This window comes from Kocuria sp. UCD-OTCP (assembly GCF_000349605.1).
Taxonomy (GTDB): domain Bacteria; phylum Actinomycetota; class Actinomycetes; order Actinomycetales; family Micrococcaceae; genus Kocuria; species Kocuria rosea.
The window spans coordinates 1-23,450 of record NZ_AOSQ01000042.1; the positions used below are offsets into that span (position 1 = coordinate 1).

Here is a 23,450-nt window from a genome sequence, read left to right on the forward strand (position 1 = left end):
ACCGGAAGCGAGGTGATCCCCGACCCCCTGACCGCCCTCACTGCCTGACCCCTACGAAAGATCGCTACACCACTTCTCGGGGCTTGACCCCAAGGCCTCCAAGCACGAGGAGGTGCGCTACCTCGACATCCGCGAAACCGATGAGCTGTATGCGGGTCACCTGCGGACCTGGATCGAGCAGGCCAGCAAGCTGCCCGGCGAGAAGATGTGACCCACCTGCTGGGCGGGCCTGAGTCTGTGTCCGTTCTCTGTCGAGCACGCCGACAACGGTTCGTTCGAAAGAAAAGGTGAAGGAGCAATGATCGCCACCATCGCCAAGGTCGCCGAGTTCGATCAGTTCATGGCGGCCTTCTCGACCATCGGCGTCGAGAAAAGGAAGGAGCACGGATGCAAGGGCGCCTACGTGTTCCGTGATCCCGATGACCCCGACCGGGTGTGGATCTTCTTCGACTGGGGCATCGAGGACTACAGGGGTTCCTCTCCGATCCCGAGATCCCGGCCATCGCGCGGCAGCTCGCCCTCTCCGAGCCACCGGTGAAGATCGACCCCCTCGCGCAGTACGAGTCCTGACGCGTCCGACTCGGCAATCCAAGGGCTGTGACGGGAGTCCCAGGAAACGCTCGCCCGGTCGCGAACGGGATCGCCGGGTGACGGAGTGCCAACGGAGTGCCAGAAGGGCGGGGAAGCACACGTGCCCACGGCACCCCGGCCCCGAAGGCGTCGACATTCGGGCCCCTCGAGGTTCTTCTGCACCAGGCGTCGTCATGTCTTCCCTGCACCTTCCCCGGACCGGGCGCGGAAGCAGACAATCCCACCATGACTACTCTCACGCCCTGCCTGTGGTTCGACACCGAAGCCCAGGACGCAGCGAACTTCTATCTGACGGTGTTCCCCAACTCCCGGATCACCGACATCACCTACTACGGCGAGGCCGGGCCGCGGCCGGCCGAGATGGTGCTGACCGTGGAGTTCGAGCTCGACGGTCATCCGTTCACCGCGCTCAATGGCGGGCCCGAGTTCAGCTTCAGCGAAGCGGTGTCGTTCCAGATCGACTGCGCCGATCAGGCGGAGGTGGACCGGTACTGGGAAGCTCTCACCGCCGACGGCGGGCAGGAGAGCATGTGCGGGTGGCTCAAGGACAAGTACGGGCTGTCCTGGCAAATGGTGCCCCGCAGGCTCGTCGAGCTGCTGGCCGATCCCGATCCGGGCCGGGCGCAGCGGGTGATGGCCGCGATGTTGTCGATGCGCAAGCTCGTCATCGCCGACCTGGAGGCCGCCGCCGACCGTTCCTGAAACACGGAGGGCGCGCTGCGAACCGCCCAGCCCCCTATGGGCGAGACCGTCCCCGCTCCCGTTCGTGGCTGTCGAACCGGCTCCGGACACTGGCCACCGTCGGATCTGGAACCATCCGACCGCCTCCGTCAAAAGACTCGATGGTCAGGACGGTGGTCCGACTGCGGTGCAGGGGGTGAGCTCGCACGCCCAGCGCCCGTTGCGGCAGGCCAGGACGGCTCAGGGGGGAGCACGAGTCGGGGCGCCGGTCCTCATCGGCTCATGCGCCGCGGCAGGTGCCCATGGTCCACAGGTTGCCGCCGCCGTCGCGGATCGTGAACTGGGGGGAGCCGTGGTCGGTGTCCGTCAGCGGCTCGAGGACCTTCACCCGACCCCCCGCACACAGAAAAACACCCCGGACACACAAAAACACCCCGGACCACAGGTCCGGGGTGTTTCCGATGTCCTGAGACATCGCACTGTGCGCGAGGGGGGACTTGAACCCCCACCCTCTAATACGAGGACTAGCACCTCAAGCTAGCGCGTCTGCCTATTCCGCCACCCGCGCGAGTGGATCCAGGGCGAACGTGGTGCCGTTTCCGGCCGTTCCTCCTGAACGCAACAGAAAATAAGGTACCACATGCGCGGCCGCCGTTCACATCGGCGCCGCTGTCCGGAGGAGCAGCGCGACCGCGCCGAAAATTTTGATGAAAACCCCTGAGTAAGTGCACTTCCGGCTTCCACCGCGCCCCGCCATGCGGTTGAATGGTGGCTGAGCATCTCCAGGATTCTCCAGCTGACCTGGGGCGATGCTCGTTCGAGGGTTGCGTTCGCGCCACCGGGGAGCCCCCCGTCCCCGCCGGTGCCAGGGACCCTCGACACGGCCGGGGACCCCCCTCACCTGTGCCGGCGGCGGCCGCCGCCGCCCCGTTCTCCCACGGGACCACGGTGGCCGCCGCCTCTCACCGTCCGGCGCCGGCACCGCCCGCCGAGGGCGTGCGGTGCCGCGGCGACTCAGAGGACGGAGCGGTAGACCTCCAGGGTCCGCTCGGCGATGGACTCCCACGCGAAGTGCTCCTCGGCGCGGCGCCGGCCGGCGGCGCCCATCTCCCGGGCGCGCACCGGGTCGGAGACCACCTCGGTCAGCGCGGCGGCGAAGTCGGCCACGAACTTCTCGGGATCGACCGGCGTGCCGGTGCCGTCCTGGGCCTGCTCGATGGCGACCAGCCGGCCCGTCTCCCCGTCGACGACGACCTCGGGAATGCCGCCCGTGGCCGAGGCGACCACGGCGGTGCCGCAGGCCATGGCCTCGAGGTTGACGATCCCGAGCGGCTCGTACACGGACGGGCAGGCGAAGGCCGTGGCGCCGGAGAGGATCTGGACGATCTCGCGGCGCGGCAGCATCTTCTCGATGAGCACCACCCCGGACCGGGTGGCCCTCAGCTCGTCGATGAGCGCGTTGACCTCGGCCCCGAGCTCCGGGGTGTCGGCGGCGCCGGCGCACAGCACGAGCTGCACGTCCTCGGGCAGCAGGGCCGCGGCGCGCAGCAGGAACGGCACGCCCTTCTGCCGGGTGACACGGCCCACGAACGCCACGGAGGGCTTGGCCGGGTCGATGCCGTAGGACTCGAGCACGTCGGTGCCCTCGTCGCGCACCCACTGGCTCACGTCGATGCCGTTGTGCACCGTCCGGACCCGGTCGGGGTCGACGTCCGGATAGGACCGGAGGATGTCCTGGCGCATCCCGTCGGAGACGGCGATGATCGCCGCGGCGGCCTCGTAGGCGGTCTTCTCCACGAAGGAGGAGACCGCGTACCCGCCGCCGAGCTGCTCGGCCTTCCACGGGCGCAGGGGCTCGAGGGAGTGCGCGGAGAGGACGTGGGGGATGCCGTACATCAGCGACGCGAGGTGCCCGCCCATGTTGGCGTACCAGGTGTGGGAGTGCACCAGGTCCGCGCCGGCGATGTCGCCGATCATCGCGAGGTCCACCCCCAGCGTCTGGATCGCGGCGTTGGCGCCGGCCAGGTCCGCGGGCACGGGGTAGGCCTGGACCTCGACGCCGTTGACCCGGGGCTCGCGCGGAGCACCGAAGCACCGCACCCTCAGGTCGACGAGCGGGGCCAGGACCCGCGAGAGCTCGGACACGTGGACTCCGGCGCCGCCGTAGATCTCGGGCGGGAACTCCTTGGACAAGATATCTACTCGCACGGTTCCGAGCGTACTGCAGGATCGGCACGGTGCCACGGGGAATCGCGCGCCGGGATCCGTGCGCGCCGTTCCGGGAGACACATCAGGACTCCTGTGCGAGCGGTCACTCCCCTGCGCGGCTGTTAAGACACAATGAAGGCGCCTGTCGAGTGGTTCCGCACCGCGAGGCGGAGATGTTGCGCCCGATTGCCGAAGAAGACAGAGAGGTTCCCATGCCCCACCGTAAGAAGGTTCTCGCGATCGTCCTGGCCGGAGGCGAGGGCAAGCGCCTGATGCCGCTCACCGAGGACCGCGCCAAGCCCGCGGTGCCCTTCGCGGGCGGCTACCGGCTGATCGACTTCGCGCTGTCCAACATCGTGAACTCCGGCTATCTCCAGGTCGTGGTGCTCACCCAGTACAAGTCGCACTCCCTGGACCAGCACGTCACCCAGACCTGGCGCCTGTCCGCCCAGCTGGGCAACTACGTGGTCACCGTGCCGGCCCAGCAGCGGCGCGGCAAGGAGTGGTTCCTGGGCTCCGCCAACGCCATCTTCCAGTCGATGAACCTCATCGACGACGAGAAGCCGGACATCGTGGTGGTGGTCGGCGCGGACCACGTGTACCGGATGGACTTCTCCGACATGGTGGACTTCCACGTGCGGTCCGGGGCCCGCGCCACCGTGGCGGGCGTGCGCCAGCCGATGGAGATGGTGACGTCCTTCGGCGTGATCGAGACGGACCCCGAGGACGTCACGAAGATCACCCGCTTCGTGGAGAAGCCCCAGAGCACGGCCCCCCTGCCGGACGACCCCAACGCCTTCTTCGCCTCGATGGGCAACTACGTCTTCGACACCGACGCGCTCGTCGAGGCCCTGCGGGCCGACGAGGCGAAGGAGGACACGAGCCACGACATGGGGGGGGACATCATGCCGTGGTTCGCGGACCGCGGCGAGGCCGCCGTCTACGACTTCACGAACAACGACGTCCCGGGCTCCACGGACCGGGACCGGCAGTACTGGCGCGACGTCGGCACCCTGGACTCGTACTACGACTCCCACATGGACCTGATCCGCCCGCTGCCGGTGTTCAACCTGTACAACTACGCCTGGCCGCTCTACACCAACGAGATGCAGGCCCCGCCGGCGAAGCTCGTGCGCGGCCCGAGGGGCGAGGGCGGCATCGCGACGGACTCGATCCTCTCGCGCGGCGTCCTGGTCACCGGCGGGCGCGTGACCGAGTCGGTGCTCTCCCCGAAGGTGCTGGTCAACAACGACGCCACCGTCAACCAGTCGATCCTGCTGCCCAACGTCCAGATCGGCGAGGGTGCCGTGGTGGAGCGGTGCATCCTCGACAAGAACGTGGTGGTGCCCCCGGGCGTGAAGGTCGGCGTGGACGCGGAGCAGGACCGGGCCCGCGGCCTGACCGTGACGCCCTCCGGGCTGACGGTCGCCCCGAAGAACTTCCGCTTCGAGAGCTAGGAGTCCCACCCGTCACGGCGGGGCCGCCCACCTCGGGGAGGTGGGCGGCCCCGCCGTCGTCACGCGGTCTGCGTGACCTCGACCTGGACCTGCAGCCCCGAGGTGCCGCCGCCGCCGGTGACCATGCCCTTGAGCGGGGTGACGTCGGTGTAGTCGCGACCCCGGGCCACGGTGACGTGGAAGTCGGTGAGCCGCGTGTGGTTGGTCGGGTCGTAGGCGTACCAGCGGTCGTTCCACCACTCCACCCACGCGTGGGACTCCCCCGGCACGGTCGTACCGATGCCCGCCTCGTAGTCCGGGTGCAGGTACCCGGAGACGTAGCGGGCCGGGATCCCGATGTGCCGCATCATGCCGATGGCCACGTGCGCGAGGTCCTGGCACACGCCCTTGGCCTCCCGCCAGGCGGCCTCGGCGTCCGTGTGCACCCCGGTGACCCCCGGCACGTACTGCATGTGCGAGGCGATGCCCCGGAAGATCGCCGCGGCCGCCGCGGCCGGGTCGGCCGCCTCCTTGCGGATCTCCTCGGCGACCTTCTCCAACTCGGGCCCGAGCCGGGTGAGCGGGGTCTGGGGCACGTGGTCGGAGACCGCGTCGAGGACCTCGGGGGTCGCCAGCTCCTCCCAGCTCAGCCCGTCGGCGACCTCGTCGCCGGGCCGCCGGTGCACCTCCACCGTGGCCGAGGAGCGGACCTCCAGGTGCCGGTGCCGGCCCTGGATGTCGAAGGCCGCGACCCGGGTGCCCCAGTAGTCCCGGTAGTTGCTGACCGTGGCGGTCCCCGGGCTCAGCGTCAGCTCCGCCTCGAGCACGATCTGCTCGTCGTCCGAGAGGGGCGTCATCCGGGCCTCGTTGTAGGACTTCGAGACGTTGTCGTTGTAGTCGTAGCGGGTGACGTGGTCGATCTTGAGCCGGGTCACAGCATGCCTCCGAACCAGGACGCCTCGACGGCGTGCGAGAAGTACTTGGTGCTCACGGCCTCCGACGCCCTCGCGCACGCGGCCTGGACGTTGTTCAGGTGCTCGGGCAGCACCGCGATGAGGTCCTCCGCGTGGTGGAACTCCAGCGCCGTGCGCGCCTCGCCGATGATCCGCCGGGCGTCGTCCTTGAACCCGACCCGCTGCAGACCCGGCTCCAGGCCCACGAGGATCTCCTCCGCCGTGGTCAGCGCGTGCAGGATCGAGCGGGGGAAGAGCCGGTCCAGGAGCAGGAACTCGGTCGCGGACTCGTCGCTGAACGTGCCGTAGCGGGTGCGCAGGAAGGCCTCGTACCCGCCGGCGCAGTGCAGGATCGACACCCACGACATGCCGGAGGTGGACGTGGACCGGGTCCACAGCAGCCGGGACGTCATGTCCGCCCGCTCGATCGCCGCGCCCAGGGACAGGAACATCCAGGACTCGTCGTGGGACATGGTCATCTGGGTCTGCCCGCGCACGGTGGCCATCCGCTCGATGGTCCAGTGGCAGACGCGGAAGGTGCCGACGACGTCGCGGCGGTGCTGGCCCAGGCCGTAGTACGTGGAGTTGAGCGACTCCCACATGGCCGAGGACACGGTCTCCCGGGCGCGGCGGGCGTTCTCGCGGGCGGCGTGCAGGGAGCCCGAGATGGAGGTCAGGCAGTCCTTGTTCCACGCGAGCTCGTGGATCATCGACCGGACGCTGTAGTCGCCGTCCCCGGGCTCCACGCCCATCACCGCCATGATCCGGCGCACCTCGGCCTCCTGCTCGCCCACGGGCAGCTGGGTGATCCGCTCCAGGTGGACGTCGAGGATCCGGGCCACCCCGTCGGCCCGCTCGACGTAGCGGCCGATCCAGAACAGGGACTCGGCAATGCGGCTCAGCATGTGGGCCCCTCTCCGGTGCGGGTCGTCGCGGTGGTGCCCGCGGTGGTGGTCACGGCCTGTTGCTGTTGCTGCTGCTGCTGGCCGTTGTCGCCCTCGTCCTGCCAGGACGCGGAGACCGGCCACGTGTGCACCGAGGAGTCGACGTCCGGGGGCGGGGCCTGGCCGGGGTCGAGGTCCTGGGTCTGCGGCTGGCCGAGCACCCAGGTGTCCTTCGAGCCGCCGCCCTGCGAGGAGTTGACGATCAGTGAGCCCTTCTGCATGGCCACCCGGGTCAGCCCGCCGGGCAGCACGTAGACCTCCTCGCCGCTGTTGACCGCGAAGGGCCGCAGGTCCACGTGCCGGGGGCTGAACTCCCCGTCCGCGAACGTGGGCACGGTGGACAGCTGCAGCACCGGCTGGGCGATCCACCCGCGCGGGTCCGCCAGCACCTTCGCCCGCAGCTCCTCGAGCTCCGCCGCGGTGGCCTGGGGGCCGATGACCAGGCCCTTGCCGCCGGACCCGTCCACGGGCTTGACGACCAGCTCGTCCAGGTGCGCGAGCACCCAGGCGCGGGCTTCGTCCTCCTCCAGCCGGTAGGTGTCCACGTTGGGCAGCACCGGCTCCTCGTCGAGGTAGTACCGGATGAGGTCGGGGACGTAGGAGTAGGTGAGCTTGTCGTCGGCCACACCGTTGCCGATCGCGTTGGCGATGGTCACGTTCCCGGCGCGGGCCGCGTTGACGAGTCCGGAGCAGCCGAGCGCGGAGTCGGAGCGGAAGTGCAGGGGGTCGACGAACTCGTCGTCGATCCGCTTGTAGATCACGTCCACGCGCTGCTCGCCGTCGGTGGTCCGCATGTAGACCTTGTCGCCGCGGACCACGAGGTCGCGGCCCTCCACGAGCTCCACCCCCATGAGCCCGGCCAGCAGGGTGTGCTCGAAGTAGGCGGAGTTGAACACGCCCGGGGTGAGGACCACCACCACGGGGTCCTCGGCGGCCTCCGGGGCCGTGGCGCGCAGCGCCTTGTAGAGGTGCCGGGGATAGGCCTCCACGGCGCGGATCGGCTGCGACATGAAGGCCTCCGGGAGGCCCTTGGTCATGGCCCGCCGGTTCTCGATGACGTAGGAGACCCCGGAGGGCACGCGCACGTTGTCCTCCAGGACCCGGAACACGCCCTGCTGGTCCCGGACCACGTCGATGCCCGCCACGTGGATCCGGACGCCGCCCGGGGGCCGGAAGCCCCACACGCTCCGGTGGAAGTGGGCGGAGGAGGTGATCAGCGCCTTCGGCACGATCCCGTCGGCCACGACCCGCTGCTCCCCGTAGACGTCGTCGAGGAAGCACTCCAGTGCCCGGACCCGCTGCTTCACGCCGCGCTCGATGACGTCCCACTCCCCGGCGGTGATCACCCGGGGCACGATGTCGAGCGGGAAGGGCCGCTCCTCACCCGCGAAGTCGAAGGTCACGCCCCGGTCGAGGAAGGAGCGGGCCATGGAGTCGGCGCGGGTGTTGACGTCGCTGAGCGAGAGGTCGTCGAGGACACCGCCGATGCGGTCGTAGCCGGGGCGGACCTGCCGGTCCGGCGTGTACATCTCGTCGTAGGCCGCCGCCACGGCCATGTCGGCGGCGTAGTTCTCGAACAGGTCGGACATGTCGGGCGATCACATGCCTTTCGGGGTCGGGGCGGGCAGTGTGTGCAGTATGGACGGGCCGTATTTCGCAGCGGTAACCCGGTGGCCGAGGCTCCTCCCGATTGTGTCACGCGCCGTGCGCCGGAGGGCCGGAGGACGTGCCCCTACGATGGGAGGGCGTGTCCGCCGGGAGGCGGGCCCGCGACCGCAACCGCGACCGCCGCCGCGGCGCGGCGGACCCGACGGAAGGACACGATGGACGCCCCGGACCCCCAGTGCCGCGTCACGGTGGTCGTGGCCACCCGCAACCGCCGGGAGGAGCTCGTGGCGCACCTGGGCCGGCACGAGGGGCCCGTCGTCGTCGTGGACAACGCCTCCACGGACGGCTCCGCCGAGGCGGTGCGCGCCGCCCACCCGCACGTGCAGGTGCTGGAGCTGCCACGCAACGTCGGGGCCGTGGCCCGGACCGTCGGCGTCCGGCTCGCCCGCACCCCCTACGTGGCCTTCGCCGACGACGACTCGTGGTGGGCCCCCGGGGCGCTCGCCCGCGCCGCGGCCGTCTTCGACGCCCACCCCCGGCTCGGCCTGATCGCCGGGTCCATCGCCGTGGGCCCCGAGGAGCGCCCGGACCCGCTCAACGCCGTGCTCGCCGCGTCCCCGCTGGGCATCCCCACCGGGGCCCCCGGCCCGGCGCTGCTCGGCTTCGTCGCGTGCGGGGCGATCGTGCGCCGCTCGGCGTTCCTCGCGGCCGGCGGCTTCGACGACGTCGTGCGCTTCCCCGGCGAGGAGGAGCGCCTCGCCCTCGACCTGTTCGACGCCGGCTGGCGGCTGTCCTACGTGCCGGAGATCCGCGCCCACCACCACCCCTCGCCGCACCGGGGCTCGGACGAGCGCCGGCAGGTCGCGCTCGTCCGCAGCCACCTGCTCACCGTGCTCCTGCGCCGGCCCTGGCATGTCGTGGCGCACGAGCTGCGGAAGGCGCTGCGCGGCGGCCGCGCGGGGCGCCGCGGTCTGCTCCGCGCCCTCCCCCGCACCCCGGCGGCGCTGCGCGCCCGGCACCGGGTGTCCCCGACCACGGAGGCCGCGCTCGCGCTGCTGCACGGCCCCGCCCCCGCCGACCCCGCCGCACCGGAGGAGAGCCCATGACCGAGACCACCCCCGCACCCCCGCCCGCGTCCGGCCCCGACGCCCGCGTGGCGGTCGTGATGATCACCCACAACCGCCGGGAGGAGGCCCTGCTGGCCCTGGCCCGGCTGCGGGAGCTCCCGGAACGGCCGCACGTGGTGGTCGTCGACAACGGCTCCGGGGACGGCACCGCGGACGCGATCCGTGCGCGGCACCCCTGGGCGGAGCTCGTGGCGAGCCCCGTCAACCTCGGGGCCGTGGGCCGCAACGTCGCGCTGGAGCGCGTGGACGCACCGTTCGTGGCCTTCTGCGACGACGACACCTGGTGGGAGCCCGGGTCGCTGCGCCGGGCGGCCGACGCGCTGGAGACGCACCCGCGGCTGGGCGTGGTCACGGGCAGGATCCTCGTGGAGCCCGGGTCCCGGGAGGACGCGATCAACGCGGAGCTGCTGCACTCACCGGTCGAGGGCCCCGCGTGGCTGCCCGGCCCCGCCCTCGGCAGCTTCCTGGCGGGGGCCTCCGTGGTCCGCCGGGCCGCGTTCCTCGAGGTGGGCGGGTTCAGCGAGCGGCTGTGGCTCGGGGGCGAGGAGGAGCTCCTGGCGGCGGACCTCGCGACCGCGGGGTGGGAGCTCGTGCACCTGCCCGACGTGGTGGTCCACCACCAGGCCTCCACGGTCCGGGACCCGCACCTGCGGCGCCGGCACGGACTGCGCAACACCCTGTGGTTCATCTGGCTGCGCCGCCCGCTACGGGCGGCCCTGCGCCGGACCCGGGACGTGGTCGGCGCCGCCCCGCGGGACCGGGTCACGGCGCTGGCCCTGCTCGACGCCCTGCGCGGTGCGCCGTGGGTGCTGCGCGAGCGGCGGCCCCTGCCCGAGCGCGTCGAGCGGCGGTTCCGGGCGCTGGAGGAGTCGCAGCGCGCCAGCGCCGCGCGCCGCTACGTCAGCTGAGCGCCCGGCGGACCGGACGGCGGAGCGGCCGGTGGAGCGCCCCGCCGGGCCGCCGCGGCCGGGCCCGCGCGCTCAGCGCGCCCGCACGGCGGTCTCCGGGAGGCCGGCGCCCTCCCGGAACCACTCGACGGTGCGCTCCAGCCCCACCGGCCACGGGACCTCCGGGGCCCAGCCCAGGACCTCGGTCGCGAGCGTGGTGTCCGGGCGGCGCACCATGGGGTCGTCGACGGGACGCTCGACGAACTCGACCCCCGAGGACGTGCCGGTCGCGGCGATGACGTCGTGGGCGATCTGCAGCACGGACAGCTCGTGCGGGTTGCCGATGTTCATGGGCCCGCTGTGCCCGCTGTCGGCCAGGGCGAGGATGCCGCGGACGAGGTCGGAGACGTAGCAGACGGAGCGCGTCTGGGTGCCGTCCCCGGCCACGGTGAGGGGCTCACCGGCCAGGGCCTGGCGGATGAACGTGGGGATCGCCCGGCCGTCGAAGGGCCGCATCCGGGGCCCGAAGGTGTTGAAGATCCGCACGATGGCCGTGTCCACCCCGTGCTCGGCGCGATAGGCGACCGTCAGGGCCTCCGCGAAGCGCTTGGCCTCGTCGTAGACCCCCCGCGGGCCCACCGGGTTGACGTGGCCCCAGTAGCTCTCGGCCTGCGGGTGCACCTGCGGATCGCCGTACACCTCGGAGGTGGAGGCCAGCACGAACCGGGCGCCCTTGTCCTTGGCCAGGCCCAGGGCGTGGTGGGTGCCGATCGAGCCGACCTTGAGCGTGTGGATGGGCAGCTTCAGGTAGTCGATCGGGGACGCCGGGGACGCGAAGTGCAGGACGAGGTCCACGTCCCCGGGCACGTGCACGTAGTCGGTGACGTCGCACTGGACGAGCCGGAAGCCGGGGTCGCCCACGAGGTGGCCGATGTTGGCCGCGGAGCCGGTGAGGAAGTTGTCGAGGCACACCACCTCGACCTCCCGGCGGCGCAGCTCGGTGCACAGGTGGCTGCCCAGGAAGCCGGTCCCCCCGGTCACCACGGCCCGGCGGATCGGACGGGTCGCGCTCGCGGCGGTGGTCGCGTTCGTTGTGGGATTCACGGTGCTCCTGACGGATCGGGTCGGATGGGAACGGCTCGGCGAACGGGCCGGGTGGTGGGCGGCGGGCCTCAGGGCCGGGCCGGGACCCCGGCGCCCTGGGCGAGCTGGGCGCGGGCGGCGGCGAGGACCTCGTCGGCCGTCACGGCGGCGAGGCGGGCGTCCAGGGCGTCCGCGTGCGGATCGCCCCACGTCGCGGCCGCCGGGTCACCGTGCCACAGCACGGTGTGCAGCCCGGGGTCCACCGCGGGGCCCCACCGGGCCGGCGGCGTCGGGCCGAAGAGGACCACGGAGCGCACGGCCAGAGCGGTGGCCACGTGGGCGACGCCCGTGTCGCCGCTGAGCACCGCGGCGGCGCCCCCCACCGTGGCGGCCAGCTCCGGCAGGGAGAGCCGGCCGCACCGGTTCTCCGCCGAGGAAAGCCCGCCGGTGACGGTCGCGGCCAGCTCCGCCTCGGCGGCGGAGCCGGTGACCACGATCCGGTGGCCGTCCGCGGCCAGGGCCTCCGCCACGGTCCGCCAGCGGGCCGCGGGCCAGCGGCGGGCGCCGGAGGCGGCCCCCGGATGGATCACCACGGGGGCACCGTCGGGCGCCGGAGCGTGCTCGCGCAGCAGCAGGTCCTCGGGGCCGCAGGGTCCCCCCGCCGTGCGCACCAGCCGGCACCACCGGTGCACCTCGTGCTCGTCGGCCCGCCACGCGGGGCCGGCGTGCCCGGCGGCGGCGAAGGCGACGAGCCGCTCCGGGCCGGTGGCGAGCAGCAGCTCGTGGCTGCGCGGACCGCGCCCGTGCAGGTTGACCGCCACGTGCCCGCCGGACAGCGGCGGGAGCGGGCCGAGCCCGGACGTGGGCAGGACCGCGTCCACCACGCCCAGCTCGGCCAGCCAGGTGCCGATGCCCTCGGGCGCGGCCAGCACCAGCCGGTGCCGGGGCAGCATGCGCCGGACCCCGCGCAGGGGCGCCACGCCGGTCAGGCCGTCGCCCAGGCCGAGGGCGCGCAGCACCAGCACGTCGCCCGGTCCGACCTCGCCCGGGTCCACGGTGCGGGGGCCGCGGGGCTCAGCCCTCACGGCCGGCCCGCTGGAGGATCGCCGTGGTGGAGCGCCCGGAGAGGTAGGGCAGGACGGTGACCTCCCCGCCCCAGCCGCGCACGTCCACGGCCTCGGGAAGCTGCTCGGGAGTGTAGTCGCCGCCCTTCACCCACACGTCGGGGCGCAGGACGGACAGGGCCGCGCGGGGGTCGTCCTCGTCGAAGACGACGACCGCGTCGACGCTGCGCAGGGCGGCCAGCACGCGGGCGCGGTCCTCCTGGCCGACCACCGGCCGGCCCGGGCCCTTGAGCCGGCGCACGGAGTCGTCGGAGTTCAGCAGCACCACCAGCGCGTCGCCGAGCCGGCGCGCGGCGTCGAGGGAGGCGATGTGTCCGGCGTGCAGGACGTCGAAGCAGCCGCCCGTGGCCACGACCGTGCCGCCCGCTGCGCGCACGTCCACCAGCAGGTCCTGGACCTCCCGGGGCAGCCGCTCGGCACCGGGGTGCAGGCGCGCGAGGCCCTGGACGCCCTGGGCGCGGCGGGTGCGGAAGGTGGCGGCGCCGCCGGCGGCGACCCACTGCCCGGCCGCCTCGACGGCGGACTCCACGGCCGTGGTCACGTCCGTGCCCGCGCCGAGGGCCAGGGCCGCGGTCGAGGCGAAGCGGTCCCCTGCCCCGCACGGATCGGTGTTGCGCACGGGAGCGGCCGGCACCAGCTCGGTGCCCGTGGCGGTCGCGAGGTGGGCGCCCTCGGCCCCGGCCGTCACCGCCACGGCACGGGCCGACCACCGCTCGCGCAGGGTGCCCGCGAGCTCGCGGGCGCCGGTCGACGCGGGGGCACCCAGGGCGGCGGCGGCCTCGGCCGCGTTGGGGGTGACCAGGGCGCAGCCGGGGACCGGCTCCCCGCCGCGCGGGTGGGGGTCCCAGACGACCGTGCCCGTCCGGGCGTGCTCCGCGAGGGCGGCGCGCACGGCGGGGTCGCGGGTGACGCCTCCCCCGTAGTCGGACACCAGGACGGCGTCCGCGCCCGCGAGGACCGCGGAGACGTGCGAGGCCGAGACGCCCACCGGGGTGCCGGGCCCGCCCTCGTCCACGCGCACCAGCGTCTGGCCGGCGCTGCGGATGCGGGTCTTGGTGCGGGTCCCGCCCTCGTGGCCGAGGCGCTCGAGGGCCACCTCCCCGAGGGCGGCGGCGAGCTCGTGGCCGGCGGCGTCGGCGGCCACGGGTGCCAGCAGGGTCACCGTGACCTCCACCGGGACGGGGCCCACAGCGGGCGGCAGGGCGCACAGCAGCGCCGCCAGGCCGGCGCCGCCGGGGCTCGCGAAGACGTCACCGACGTCGACCACGGGCACCGGGGCGTCCGGGCTCAGGCGCGTGGACGTGCCGTCGACGTCCCGGTCCAGGAGGGCATCGCCGACCACGACGATGCGGACGGGGCTCATGCGACCCCCGCCCGGACGGCCGCCCCGTCGGCCCGGGCGCCGGAGGCCCCGCGCACGGCCGGGCCGGCGTCAGGAGGCGGGACGAGGCGCGCGTCGACCGCGGCGCACACGGCGTGGAGCAGCATGAGGTGGACCTCCTGGATCACCGAGGTGCTGGACGCGTCGACGGTCAGGGACTCGTCCGCCCGCTCGGTCAGCGGATTGGGGCCGGGGCCGGTGAGCGCCCAGACGTGCAGGCCGTGCTCCCGCGCCCGGTCGGCCGCCGCCAGGACGTTGGGGCTGCGGCCGCTGGTGGACAGCACCACGAGCACGTCGCCCGCCCGCCCGTGCGCCTGGACCTGGCGGGCGAACACCTCCTCCGCGCCGTAGTCGTTGACGATGGCGGTCAGGCTCGAGGTCTCCGCGGACAGGCACACGGCGGACAGCGGCCGCCGGTCGTCGACGAAGCGGCCGACGAGCTCGGCGGTGAAGTGCTGGGCCTCCGCGGCGCTGCCGCCGTTGCCCACGGCGAGCACGCGTCCGCCGTGCGTGAGCATCCCGGCCAGGCGGGCGCCCCACCGGTCCACCACGCCGGCGTGCTGGGCGGCCTCGCCCGCGGCGACCGACAGCTCGTCCAGGTGGGCCCCGAGCCAGTTCTCGGTCTGCCGGAGCAGCGGCGGGTGCTCCCGGCGGTGCCGGGCGACGACGCGGGCGTAGGACCGCTCGGTCTCCTGGGCCACGTGCCGCCAGCCGAAGAGCCGCTCCACGCGCTCCCGCCCGGCGCGCCCCATGCGGGCCGCCAGCTCGGGGTCCACCAGCAGGGTGCGCAGGGCGGCCGCGGTCCCGGCGACGTCCCGCGGGGGCACGTGCAGGCCGGTCACGCCGTCCTCGATGCTGTCGAGCAGCCCGCCCACGGCGCTGCCCACCACGGGGCGGGCGCACGCCATCGCCTCGAGCGGGACCATGCCGAACGGCTCGTACCAGGGGGTGCAGGCCACGACGTCCGCGGTGGCGAGCAGCGCGGCGGCGTCGTCGTGGTCCACGCGGCCGAGCAGCTCCACGCGCTCGGCCACGCCGAGCTCCCGGGCCAGGGCCCGCAGCCGCAGGGCCTCGGGGTCCCGGTCCAGCTCGGCGCGGGCGGGGCCGCCGGCCACGACGAGCTCCGCGTCCGGCAGCTCGGCGAGGGCGCGCACGACGACGTCCACGCCCTTGCGCTCCACGAGCCGGCCGAGCGCCACGATCCGGGGCCGCCGGTCACCGGCGGGCGGCGGCGCGGGGACGAAGGCGTCGAGGTCCACGCCGCACGGCACCACGTCGATCCGGGAGGGGTCCCCGCCGAGGGCCAGGAGCTCGGCCCGTTCGTCCCGGCAGGTGGCCAGGACGAGGTCCGCCGCGGCGACGAGCTCGTTCTCGGCCGCGAGCCGGCCGGTGGGGCTGGTGTCGGCCGACCCCTGGTGGCGGCGCTTGACGGCCCCGAGCGCGTGGAAGGTCTGCACCACCGGGATCTGCATCGTCTCCGCGGCGCGGCGGGCTGCGATCCCGGACATCCAGAAGTGGGCGTGCACGAGGTCGGGGACCCCGCGGTGGGCCCAGTCGCGGGCGAGCCAGCGTCCGAACTCGTCCATGTACGGCGCGAGGTCGTCCTTGGGCAGGAGGCTCGGGGGCCCCGCCGGGACGTGGACCACGTGCGCCCCGGGGGCGAGCTCGACCACGTCGGGCAGCCGGGCGTCGTCGCGGCGGGTGTACACGACGACGTCGTGGCCCAGCCGGGCGAGACCCGCCGCGAGGGCGGCCACGTAGACGTTCTGCCCCCCGGCGTCGACCCCGCCGAGCGCGGCCAGCGGGCTGGCGTGCTCGGAGACCATTGCGATTCTCATGCTGTCACCTTCTCCAGGATGCGGTCCCACTCCGCGAGGAAGCGGTCCGCGCCGTAGTGTTCCAGGGCGTGCTCGCGGGCGGCGGCGCCCGCGGCGGCCGCCGCACCGGGATCGTCCAGCCAGTGCCGGGCGCGGGCGGCAAGGGCCTCCGGGTCGTTGGAGAGCAGCCCCGCCCCGGGCGGGACCGCCCGGGGCGCCTCGGTGGTCGAGAGCCCGAGCACCGGCATCCCGATGGTCATCGCCTCCAGCAGCGCCAGGCCCAGGCTCGTCCACCGGTAGGGGTGGTAGTAGGCCCGGTGCTCGCCGAGCGCCGCGTGCAGCTTCTCCTGAGGATAGTTCTCGTGCAGCCGCCCGGCCATGTGGGGCGCGTGCTCGGCGAGCTGGTCCATCCCCATGCCGTACACGTCCACGGGCAGCTCGCGGGCCAGCGCGGTCAGCAGGTCGGTGCCCGCGATCCGCCCGCGCCGGACGGGCTCGTTGACCACGGCGGCCAGGCTGGCCGTGCGTCCCGTGTAGAGCGGTCCGGGGTCCAGGACGCCGTGCTCCACGACCTCGGTGGGCGCGTCCCCGTTGTCCCACATCATCCGGTTGAAGTGCGTCACGTGGACCACGGGGATGTCGGAGCGCCCGGCCAGGGGGTGGCGGGTGGCCACGGCGGGCCCGCGCGGGGTGTCGTGCTCCACGTAGACCGCCGGGACGTCGCTCCCCGCCCGGCGCCCGGTCCACCGCTCGAGCAGCTCCAGCTCGTGGGGCCGCTGCAGCAGGACGACGTCGAACGCGGTGCCGGCCAGCTCCTCGGGCGTGCACTCGACGGCGGCCGCCGGCCAGTCCCAGGTCTCGGCCCGGCCGCGGCCGTCGGGGCCGCGGTCGGCGACGACGGGCAGCAGATAGGTGTGGGGACCGTGCACGAACGATGTCGTCCACGATCCGTGGACGTGCCAGGTCAGGATGCGCACCCGCGTCCTCCTTCCGGTTCGGGAACAGTGGCGAGGGCCCCGGGAGCGCCGTGCACGAGCTCCTCGACGGCCGCGAGCACGGCCGCCGGGGGCACGGAGGACAGGCACGGGTGGCCGGGCACGGGGCAGTCGCGGGCGCGGGAGCCGCGGCAGTCCGCGCCCTGGTCCCCGAGCAGCACGACGGGCACGCCCCAGGGCGCCCAGCGCTCGGGCGGCACGACCGGGGAGAAGAGGGAGACCACCGGGGTGCCCACGGCCGCGGCCAGGTGCGCGGGTCCGGTGTTGCCGACGACGACGCACGCGGCGGCGTCCAGCACGGCGGCCAGGCCGGGCAGGTCGGTCCGGCCGGCGAGGTCCAGCACCGTGCCGTCCGGGGCGGCCTCCCGGGCCGCGGCGCGGGCAGCCGCGGTGAGCTCCCGCTCCCCCGGCCCGCCGGTGAGGACGACCGGGCGCCCGGCCGCGGCGAGTCCCGCCGCGAGGGCCCCGGCGTGCTCGGCGGTGAGCCCGCGGGACGGGACCGAGGCGCCGGGGTGCAGCGCCACGAACCCGTCCGGCAGCGCCGACACCTCGGCCGGGAGCTGCGGGAGCGGGCGGCGCACGGCCAGGCGCAGGTCGGCGGCGGCGGGCTCGGGGGCGCCCGCCGCGACGGCGAGCGCACACGCCGCCTCGACCTCGTGGCCCCCGCCGGGTGGGTCCGCGCGGCGGTGCCGGACGTCCAGCAGCGACCCGGGGTAGTCCTCGCTCGTGGCGACCACGCGGTCGATCCCGGCGAGCCGGGCCAGCAGCGCCATGGGCAGGGGGCTCTGGTGGAAGGACGTGAACACCACGGCGAGGTCGTAGCCGCGGGCGGCGAGGGCGTCCACCAGGTCCTCGGTCGTCTCCCGGTCCACGGGCGGGGGCCGGAAGCCCGACCACGGCGCCGAGTACTCGAGGACCTCGTCCACGTCCGGCAGCAGGCGGGCGGCCGCGGCACCGGACGGGGAGGCCAGCAGGTCCACCGGGTTCCCCAGCCGGGCCAGGGCCCGCACCGCGGGCCCGGTCAGCAGGACGTCCCCGTCCGAGTCGAGGCGGACGGCGAGGGTGCGGCCCACGCTCAGCCCCGGGCCTCGGCCGCCACCGGGCGGGCGTCGGGCCGGGCGGCCGTCCCCCCGTCCGCCGCGGGGGCCATGACGGCGGCGACGGCCTCGCGCAGGGTCCGGGCGACCACCGGGGCGGCCGCCACCTCCTCCTCGCGGGTCACCGGGGTGGGGACCAGGACGCTGCGCGCGCCGGCGGCCTGGGCGGCCTCGACGTCCGCGCCGATGTCGCCGACGAGCACGCACTCGGAGGGGTCCACGCCCAGCTCCGCGGCCGCGGCCAGCACCATGCCGGGCCGGGGCTTGCGGCACGCGCAGTCCTGCTCGGGGGCGTGCGGGCACAGCTGCCAGGTGTCGAAGGGGCCGAGCAGCTCGGCCACGCGGGCGTTGACGGCGTCGACCTGCTCGCGGGTCAGCAGGCCGCGGCCGATGCCGGACTGGTTGGAGACCACGCCCACCCGCAGCCCGGCCGCGCGCACGGCGTCGACCGCCTCCCGGGCCCCGGGGACCAGCTCGACCGCGTCCGGGTCGCCGTTGTAGGGCACGTCGTGGACCAGGGTGCCGTCCCGGTCGAAGAGCACGGCTCGCACCGGGACGGGCCAGGGCCCGGTCCCCCGGTGCCGCCACCAGCCACGCGCCTTGTGCCGCACGGCGGCCACGGGGATCGTGACGCTGGTGCGGACCATGCGGCTGAGCTCGGGCAGGAACTCGGGGTCGCCGGGACGTGGCCCCGGGACCGTGCGGAGCAGCACGAACCGGCCGGTCAGCCAGCCCCACGCCGCGGCGCCGGCGCCGGCCGCGGCCAGGGCGGAGCGCCGGGCGGGCCGGTGGCCCAGGGCGGTGGCGGTGAGCGCCGCGCCGGCGCCCGCGCCCGTGGCGCCCAGGGCGGCGACCGTCGCGGCGTGCCAGCGGAAGCCCCCGGGGGGAGCCTCGGCCGCACGGCGCCAGTCGGGTCCGTGCAGGCGGCGCATCAGGGCGTCGTCGGCGTTGCCGGCCTGCACGCGCAGGCTCACGAGGTCGTCGGCGGGACGCACGGGGTGGGTGATCCGGCGATGCCCGCGCACCAGCTGCCACCCGGCCCGGCGCACGCGCAGCGCGAGGTCGGCGTCCTCCCGGTAGGCCCGGGGAAAGCGCTCGTCGAAGCCGGAGACGGCCTCGAGCGCAATCGTGCGGTAGGCCATGTCTGCGGTCGCCCAGTCGGCGTCCTGCAGGGACGCGGTGTTGCGCTCCCAGTCGGTGGGCCGGCGGGAGCCCGGGAGGGGGACGTCGATCCGGCCCTGGGTCGCGCCGACCTCCGGGCCGCACGCGGCGAGGTCCTCGGCCAGGCGCTGCGCCCAGCCGGCCGGCAGCTCCACGTCGTCGTCGAGGAAGGCGACCCACTGCGCCCCCGAGCGGCGGGCGACCCGCCNCGAGAACCTGCACCTGGAATTCCCCACCAAGACGGTCTTCGACGCCGTCAGTCTCGGCATCGACGAGGGCGACCGGATCGGCATCGTGGAAAACAACTTCGAAAACGGTGCGCACGGTCCAGGCCACGGTGCCGGGCACGCTGGGCCGCAGCGGCTCCACGTCGCCGGGCCGGTCGTCCACCACCACGACCTCGAGCGGTCCCGGGTGGTCCGCGTCGACGTCCTGGGCGGCGAGGGTGTCCAGCAGCCACTGCAGGCTCGGCCGTCCCATCGAGGGGACGACCACGGCGTAGGTCGTGGGCGCGGCCGTCACTCGGCCCCCTCGAAGAAGGCGGCGCGGCGGACCAGGTGCGGACCGAGCACGAGCGCGGCCACCGGGGCGGAGCCGAAGAGCTCGAGGGCGTCGCGCGGGTCGTCGACCATGGGCCGGCCGGCGGTGTTGAGCGAGGTGTTGACGACGACGGGCACGCCCGTGCGCTCGTCGAAGGCCCGCAGCAGCGCGGCGATCCCGGCGTTGTCCTCGTCGGTGACCGTCTGGATCCGGGCGGTGCCGTCCACGTGGGTGACCGTGGGGATCCGCTCGCGCCACTCGGGGGCCACGTCGTGCACGAAGAGCATGAAGGGGCTGGGCAGCGGCCCGCCGCCGAAGATCTCCGCGGCGCGCTCCTCGAGGACCATGGGCGCCACCGGCCGGAACTGCTCGCGGCCCTTGACGTCGTTGAGCCGTTCGAGGTTGTCGGGGTGGATCGGGTTCGCCAGGAGGGACCGGCGGCCCAGCGCCCGGGGCCCGAACTCGCTGCGGCCCTCGAACCAGGCGATCACGCCGTTGCCGGCGAGGATGTCGGCGACCTCGCCGGCGAGGTCCTCCGGGGTGGTGAAGGGCACCTGGGCGGTGCTCAGCCACTGCGCGAGCTCCTCGCCGGACCAGCTGCGCCCGAGGGCCGCGGTGGGCTGGGGCGCGCCGAGGTCCCCGGCCTCCTGGGCCAGGTGCAGGGCGGCGCCGAGGGCGGTCCCGGAGTCCCCGGAGGCGGGCTGGACCCAGACCTCCTCGAAGGGCGTCTCGCGCCAGATCCGGGAGTTGGCCACGCAGTTCAGGGCCGTGCCGCCGGCCATGGTGAGCACCGTGTCCCCGGTCTGCCCGTGCAGCCAGGTGGCGAGGTCCACCAGGACCTCCTCGACCACGGCCTGGACCGAGGCGGCGAGGTCGGCGTGGTCGCCGCCCCAGGTGCCGTCGTCGATCCGGCGGGGCGCGAAGCGGGTCCAGTCGGGGGCCTGGGCACGGAAGCCGCCGTCGCCCGTGGCACGGACGATCTCGCGCAGCTCGGGCAGGAAGCGGGGCTCTCCGTAGGAGGCGAGCGCCATGACCTTGAACTCGTCGCTCGAGCGCAGGAAGCCCAGGTGGTCGGTGAGGGACTCGTAGAGCAGGCCGAGGGACTCGGGCAGGGCCTGGCGGTGCAGGATCTCCAGCTCCCCGTCCCGGTAGCGGCCGGCCAGGTGCGAGTGCGCCTCGCCGCGGCCGTCGACCACCAGGACGCTGCTCGTGCGCGTGGGGGCGGCGAGCCCGGCGGAGGCGGCGTGGGCCACGTGGTGCTCCACGAACCGGACCTTGTCGCGGTCCAGGCCCGGCAGCGCCTCGGCCAGGAATCCGGCGGCGCGCCGGGCGTAGTCCACGCGCACCGGGTCGTACGGGTCGTCCGGCATCTCGGCGGCGATGGCAGGGTCGAAGGAGTAGCCGACGGCGTCCAGGTCGGCGGGCGTGAGCCCGGCCTCGGCGAGGCACCAGCGCATGGCCTGCTCGGGCAGCTCCCACGCCGAGAACGGCACGGGGCGCTTGCCGTGCTTTCGGCGGGAGAAGCGCTCCTCCTCCGCCGCCGCCACCACTCTGCCGTCCACGACGAGAGCCGCCGCGGGGTCATGAAAAATCGCGTTGATGCCCAGGTAGTTCATGAACCGGAGTATGGCACAAAACGATCAGGCGGCTGATATACATCTCGTGTCGGCCCCCGGGCGTCGCCCCGGCCGCTCGGCGGGCGGACCAGCAGCACTGTCACGTCCCATAACGAGTCGGCGCAACAACTGGTGACGCAGGTCACGGGCGTCTAGGCTCGATGGCACGGGTCGAGCAGCCGGCCGTGACGTCCTGTCGTGGAAGGACCCCTCCATGGACCACTCCCTGTCCGTCGTCGTGCAGATCGAGCTGGACACCCGGTGCGTGCACCTGGTGGTCACCGGCGATCTCACCGAGCGCAACCACCGCATCCTCACCCCCCTCGTGGCCCGCGCCCGCACCCTGGTGCCCGGTGCGGCCGTCGTCGTGGACCTCACGGGCGCCCAGCACGTGGACCCGGGCGGTCTGGACCTGCTGCGGTGGTCCCTCGACCACGACCCCCACCCCGACTCCGGTGGCGCCGTCCGGGTGCTCACCCGGCCCGCGCCGTTCGGCCTCGCCGAGGCGGCCCGCCCCCCGGCCGGTGCGCCCGCGCCGGCACCCGCGCGCTGGAACGGCGCCGAGCCGGGCGGGGTGGCGGCGTGAGCGGCGTCGACGTCGCCACGTCGCCGGCCGGCACCGGCGCCGGGGGCACCCAGGACTGCGACACGTGCCTGAGCCCGGACTGCGACTTCCCCGCCGAGCTCTCCGCGCTCCCCCTCGTGGAGCTGCAGGTCCTGCACAGCCGGGTGGTCTGCCAGCTCGAGCACGAGTACCTGCTCAACACCGACGGCCCCCACCCCGTCACCCAGGACCGCCACGAGGAGCTCGTGGCGGAGCTCGAGGCCCGCCGGGACGCGGCCCCCGGGGCGTGAGCGCTTCTCAGGCGGCGGACCGGGCCGCCCGGACGCGGGGCCGCCCGGCGGCGTACCGCTGGGCGAAGAGCACGACGATCAGGGCCACGTCCACCACGTCCCCGCCGTAGTACATGAGCTGCGCCCCCGTGCGGGCGTCCGACGCCCCGACCCCGTCCGGTGGGTGCCCGTACAGGTGCTTGGCGAGCGCCGAGTGGACCGCCACGAAGCCGACCAGGACCGCCGCCCGCACGCGGAAGGAGCCCCGGTGCGGGTCCGGGTCCACCCCGACCACGGCGGCGGTGAAGATGCAGCCCGCGAGGAGGACGTGGAGGTGCACCGCCGCGTGCACGGCCACGGAGGCGTGCATCGTGCCGTACAGCCCGGTGGTGTAGAGCACCCACAGGCCGCCCGCGTTGAGCGTCCCGGCCACCACCGGACGGGTCACCGCCCGGACGGGCGGCGTGCGCAGGAGACGGGACAGGGCGCGGGCCCGGGCCACGGGCAGCGCGCGCAGCGCCAGGGTCACGGGGGCGGCGAGCACCAGCAGCAGCGGGGCGGCCATCCCCAGCAGCAGGTGTCCCGCCATGTGGGCGGTGAAGCCGGCGCGGGCGGCCCCGGCCAGGGGCCCGACCAGCGCCGTGCCGGCGCACAGCAGTCCCGCGAACCACAGCACCGTGCGGTGCGCCGGCCACGGGTCGCGGTGCCGTGCCGCCCACAGCCCCGCGGCCCAGCCGGCGGCGGCCAGGACGAGCAGGGCGAGCACGGTCGCGTCGAAGAGCGCCCAGCCGGTGGTCCCGTGGTCGTGCGTCATCGGCGCGGGCGGTCGGTCCGGTGCGGTCGGGTCCGGCGCAGGAGCAGGAGTCCCGCGGCGAGCGCGAGCACGGCCGTGCCGATCCAGGTGGCGTCGTAGACCAGCAGGTCCACGTCGTAGCGGATCTGGTGGATCCTGAGCACCTTGTGCAGGACCACGCCGTCGACGAGCTGGAACGCGCCGAGGCCCGCGAGCAGCCCCCCGGTCCAGCGGCCCCAGGACATGGCGCCGCGGCGGCGGATGTCGGCCAGCAGGAAGAGGGAGCCCACGGTGACGAACCAGCCGAAGGCGTGGAAGAGCCCGTCCGAGGCGAGGGCGACACCGGTGGTGGAGAGGTCGTAGAAGTGGTGCCAGTGCAGGAGCAGGTGGAAGACGGCGAGGTCCACCACGGAGGCGGCGATGCCCGCCCCCAGCAGCGCGCCGGCGATCACCGTCCGGCGGTCCTGGTCGGCCATGGTGTCCTCCTGGTGCGGGCGGGCGGGGTTGCGACCCAGCCTACGGCCGCCCGGGGCCCGGCCGTCCAGACCCGGGTTGTCCGCGGCCCGGCACGGCA

Annotated in this window: 21 protein-coding genes, 1 tRNA gene and 1 pseudogene; 7 read left to right on the top strand and 16 right to left on the bottom strand. The window is 74.5% G+C overall.

From position 1 onward, the window contains the following. Positions 1-298: 298 nt before the first annotated feature. Positions 299-538 carry a putative quinol monooxygenase gene (locus H488_RS32005; protein WP_017834307.1) on the top strand — a complete coding sequence of 80 codons (240 nt, stop codon included), beginning with the start codon at positions 299-301 and terminating at the stop codon, positions 536-538. A 278-nt stretch (positions 539-816) separates the two neighbouring features. Then, positions 817-1,293 (top strand): VOC family protein, encoded by a 477-nt coding sequence (locus tag H488_RS32010; RefSeq protein WP_017834308.1) that lies wholly within the window; start codon positions 817-819, stop codon positions 1,291-1,293. A 461-nt stretch (positions 1,294-1,754) separates the two neighbouring features. On the opposite strand, the gene H488_RS32020 is transcribed toward H488_RS32010, so the two are convergent. Beyond that, positions 1,755-1,840: transfer RNA gene (locus tag H488_RS32020), tRNA-Leu, on the bottom strand. Between the two features lie 446 nt (positions 1,841-2,286). Then, positions 2,287-3,480: a glycogen synthase gene (glgA, locus tag H488_RS32025; RefSeq protein ID WP_031283439.1), complete on the bottom strand. Its 1,194-nt coding sequence runs from the start codon at positions 3,478-3,480 to the stop codon at positions 2,287-2,289. Between the two features lie 212 nt (positions 3,481-3,692). Between glgA and glgC the strand changes: the two genes are divergently transcribed. Then, on the top strand, positions 3,693-4,937 hold the full coding sequence (glgC, locus tag H488_RS32030) for a glucose-1-phosphate adenylyltransferase (RefSeq protein WP_017834311.1): 1,245 nt from the start codon (positions 3,693-3,695) through the stop codon (positions 4,935-4,937). Positions 4,938-4,996: 59 nt separating this feature from the next. On the opposite strand, the gene H488_RS32035 is transcribed toward glgC, so the two are convergent. Genes H488_RS32035 through H488_RS32045 form a run of 3 tightly spaced genes read right to left on the bottom strand, consistent with a single transcriptional unit; the run spans position 4,997 to position 8,402 of the window. Next, a complete protein-coding gene (locus H488_RS32035; protein WP_017834312.1) occupies positions 4,997-5,851 on the bottom strand; it encodes a transglutaminase family protein in 855 nt (284 codons plus the stop codon). After that, the gene (locus tag H488_RS32040; protein WP_017834313.1) at positions 5,848-6,774 is read right to left on the bottom strand and encodes an alpha-E domain-containing protein; all 927 of its coding nucleotides are present in this window, start codon (positions 6,772-6,774) and stop codon (positions 5,848-5,850) included. Before H488_RS32040 ends, H488_RS32035 begins: the two co-directional genes overlap by 4 nt. After that, a complete protein-coding gene (locus H488_RS32045; RefSeq protein WP_017834314.1) occupies positions 6,768-8,402 on the bottom strand; it encodes a circularly permuted type 2 ATP-grasp protein in 1,635 nt (544 codons plus the stop codon). The genes H488_RS32040 and H488_RS32045 overlap by 7 nt, the downstream gene beginning before the upstream one ends. A 234-nt stretch (positions 8,403-8,636) precedes the next feature. On the opposite strand from H488_RS32045, the gene H488_RS32050 reads away from it, so the two are divergent. Both H488_RS32050 and H488_RS32055 read left to right on the top strand, forming a co-directional pair. Beyond that, positions 8,637-9,527 carry a glycosyltransferase family 2 protein gene (locus H488_RS32050; RefSeq protein WP_017834315.1) on the top strand — a complete coding sequence of 297 codons (891 nt, stop codon included), beginning with the start codon at positions 8,637-8,639 and terminating at the stop codon, positions 9,525-9,527. Continuing rightward, on the top strand, positions 9,524-10,456 hold the full coding sequence (locus tag H488_RS32055) for a glycosyltransferase family 2 protein (RefSeq protein ID WP_017834316.1): 933 nt from the start codon (positions 9,524-9,526) through the stop codon (positions 10,454-10,456). Before H488_RS32050 ends, H488_RS32055 begins: the two co-directional genes overlap by 4 nt. 72 nt (positions 10,457-10,528) lie before the next feature. Here the strand turns inward: H488_RS32055 and H488_RS32060 are convergent, their stop codons facing one another. The 9 genes and pseudogenes from H488_RS32060 to H488_RS32090 all read right to left on the bottom strand — a co-directional run bounded on the left by H488_RS32060 (position 10,529) and on the right by H488_RS32090 (position 21,249). After that, positions 10,529-11,539, bottom strand: a complete 1,011-nt coding sequence (locus tag H488_RS32060) for an NAD-dependent epimerase/dehydratase family protein (RefSeq protein ID WP_017834317.1) — start codon at positions 11,537-11,539, stop codon at positions 10,529-10,531. A gap of 68 nt (positions 11,540-11,607) precedes the next feature. Next, positions 11,608-12,603, bottom strand: a complete 996-nt coding sequence (locus H488_RS32065) for a glycosyltransferase family 9 protein (protein WP_232035305.1) — start codon at positions 12,601-12,603, stop codon at positions 11,608-11,610. Beyond that, positions 12,593-14,005: a PfkB family carbohydrate kinase gene (locus H488_RS32070; RefSeq protein WP_017834319.1), complete on the bottom strand. Its 1,413-nt coding sequence runs from the start codon at positions 14,003-14,005 to the stop codon at positions 12,593-12,595. Before H488_RS32070 ends, H488_RS32065 begins: the two co-directional genes overlap by 11 nt. After that, positions 14,002-14,541 carry a D-sedoheptulose-7-phosphate isomerase gene (locus H488_RS38710; protein ID WP_410200000.1) on the bottom strand — a complete coding sequence of 180 codons (540 nt, stop codon included), beginning with the start codon at positions 14,539-14,541 and terminating at the stop codon, positions 14,002-14,004. The genes H488_RS32070 and H488_RS38710 overlap by 4 nt, the downstream gene beginning before the upstream one ends. A gap of 141 nt (positions 14,542-14,682) precedes the next feature. Beyond that, a pseudogene (locus tag H488_RS38715) lies at positions 14,683-15,861 on the bottom strand (glycosyltransferase); the annotation flags it as partial. Then, on the bottom strand, positions 15,858-16,817 hold the full coding sequence (locus H488_RS32080) for a glycosyltransferase (RefSeq protein WP_017834321.1): 960 nt from the start codon (positions 16,815-16,817) through the stop codon (positions 15,858-15,860). The pseudogene H488_RS38715 and the gene H488_RS32080, both read right to left, overlap by 4 nt. Then, entirely contained in the window at positions 16,805-17,908 is a 1,104-nt protein-coding gene (locus H488_RS38070; RefSeq protein WP_017834322.1) for a glycosyltransferase family 9 protein, read from the bottom strand. The genes H488_RS32080 and H488_RS38070 overlap by 13 nt, the downstream gene beginning before the upstream one ends. A gap of 2 nt (positions 17,909-17,910) precedes the next feature. Continuing rightward, complete coding sequence (locus tag H488_RS38075; RefSeq protein WP_441295103.1) at positions 17,911-19,074, bottom strand: HAD-IIIA family hydrolase; 1,164 nt, start codon at positions 19,072-19,074, stop codon at positions 17,911-17,913. 537 nt (positions 19,075-19,611) lie between these two features. Next, entirely contained in the window at positions 19,612-21,249 is a 1,638-nt protein-coding gene (locus H488_RS32090; protein ID WP_031283445.1) for a carbamoyltransferase family protein, read from the bottom strand. A gap of 214 nt (positions 21,250-21,463) precedes the next feature. Between H488_RS32090 and H488_RS32095 the strand changes: the two genes are divergently transcribed. Further along, positions 21,464-21,835, top strand: coding sequence for a hypothetical protein (locus tag H488_RS32095; RefSeq protein WP_017834325.1), 372 nt, complete (start codon positions 21,464-21,466; stop codon positions 21,833-21,835). After that, a complete protein-coding gene (locus H488_RS0118840) occupies positions 21,832-22,104 on the top strand; it encodes a hypothetical protein (protein WP_017834326.1) in 273 nt (90 codons plus the stop codon). Before H488_RS32095 ends, H488_RS0118840 begins: the two co-directional genes overlap by 4 nt. 7 nt (positions 22,105-22,111) lie before the next feature. On the opposite strand, the gene H488_RS32100 is transcribed toward H488_RS0118840, so the two are convergent. Then, positions 22,112-22,897: a cytochrome c oxidase assembly protein gene (locus H488_RS32100; protein WP_017834327.1), complete on the bottom strand. Its 786-nt coding sequence runs from the start codon at positions 22,895-22,897 to the stop codon at positions 22,112-22,114. Next, positions 22,894-23,352, bottom strand: coding sequence for a DUF2243 domain-containing protein (locus tag H488_RS0118845; RefSeq protein WP_035923945.1), 459 nt, complete (start codon positions 23,350-23,352; stop codon positions 22,894-22,896). The genes H488_RS32100 and H488_RS0118845 overlap by 4 nt, the downstream gene beginning before the upstream one ends. Between the last annotated feature and the right edge of the window lie 98 nt (positions 23,353-23,450).

Excerpts from the sequence above, each read along its gene's own strand:
- H488_RS32005 (WP_017834307.1), top strand. The coding sequence starts at position 299 with ATGATCGCCACCATCGCCAAGGTCGCCGAGTTCGATCAGTTCATGGCG.
- H488_RS32010 (WP_017834308.1), top strand. The coding sequence starts at position 817 with ATGACTACTCTCACGCCCTGCCTGTGGTTCGACACCGAAGCCCAGGAC.
- glgC (WP_017834311.1), top strand. The coding sequence starts at position 3,693 with ATGCCCCACCGTAAGAAGGTTCTCGCGATCGTCCTGGCCGGAGGCGAG.
- H488_RS32040 (WP_017834313.1), bottom strand. The coding sequence starts at position 6,774 with ATGCTGAGCCGCATTGCCGAGTCCCTGTTCTGGATCGGCCGCTACGTC.
- H488_RS32045 (WP_017834314.1), bottom strand. The coding sequence starts at position 8,402 with ATGTCCGACCTGTTCGAGAACTACGCCGCCGACATGGCCGTGGCGGCG.
- H488_RS32050 (WP_017834315.1), top strand. The coding sequence starts at position 8,637 with ATGGACGCCCCGGACCCCCAGTGCCGCGTCACGGTGGTCGTGGCCACC.
- H488_RS32055 (WP_017834316.1), top strand. The coding sequence starts at position 9,524 with ATGACCGAGACCACCCCCGCACCCCCGCCCGCGTCCGGCCCCGACGCC.
- H488_RS32070 (WP_017834319.1), bottom strand. The coding sequence starts at position 14,005 with ATGAGCCCCGTCCGCATCGTCGTGGTCGGCGATGCCCTCCTGGACCGG.
- H488_RS38710 (WP_410200000.1), bottom strand. The coding sequence starts at position 14,541 with ATGCTCACGCACGGCGGACGCGTGCTCGCCGTGGGCAACGGCGGCAGC.
- H488_RS38075 (WP_441295103.1), bottom strand. The coding sequence starts at position 19,074 with ATGGCCTACCGCACGATTGCGCTCGAGGCCGTCTCCGGCTTCGACGAG.
- H488_RS32090 (WP_031283445.1), bottom strand. The coding sequence starts at position 21,249 with ATGAACTACCTGGGCATCAACGCGATTTTTCATGACCCCGCGGCGGCT.
- H488_RS32095 (WP_017834325.1), top strand. The coding sequence starts at position 21,464 with ATGGACCACTCCCTGTCCGTCGTCGTGCAGATCGAGCTGGACACCCGG.
- H488_RS32100 (WP_017834327.1), bottom strand. The coding sequence starts at position 22,897 with ATGACGCACGACCACGGGACCACCGGCTGGGCGCTCTTCGACGCGACC.
- H488_RS0118845 (WP_035923945.1), bottom strand. The coding sequence starts at position 23,352 with ATGGCCGACCAGGACCGCCGGACGGTGATCGCCGGCGCGCTGCTGGGG.